The sequence below is a fragment of the Lacisediminihabitans profunda genome, from assembly GCF_008040105.1.
GTDB lineage: Bacteria > Actinomycetota > Actinomycetes > Actinomycetales > Microbacteriaceae > Lacisediminihabitans > Lacisediminihabitans profunda.
In genome coordinates, this window is record NZ_VRMG01000050.1 from 1 (window position 1) to 284 (window position 284).

General features: G+C 66.2%; 1 protein-coding gene. It reads right to left on the reverse strand.

The genetic code is table 11. The features are described from left to right. A partial coding sequence (locus tag FVP33_RS19005; protein ID WP_147785258.1) for an iron-sulfur cluster assembly protein occupies nt 1–148 on the reverse strand: 148 nt, incomplete at its 3' end. Nucleotides 149–284: the final 136 nt, after the last annotated feature.

The window sequence follows — 284 nt, forward strand, 5'->3', positions numbered from 1 at the left end:
TGATGATGAGGGCATTGTTCTCCTCGTCCCAGGTGAGGGCGTAGATGGGCCCGAGGTCCACGATGTTGACGCCGAGCTGGGGGTCCATCACGTCTTTCGGCGCCTCTTCGACCTGGTCGAAGAGCTGCGGTGCGAGTGCGACTGCCATACTTCTAGCCTAGGTTCGTCGGGGTCGGACCGCCAGTGGCCAGCGCGTCGCTCGCCAGGAACCGGTCGTAGCCCTCGTTCTCGAGTCGGTCGGCCAGCTCGGGTCCGCCCTGCGCGGCGATGCGGCCGTCGACGAA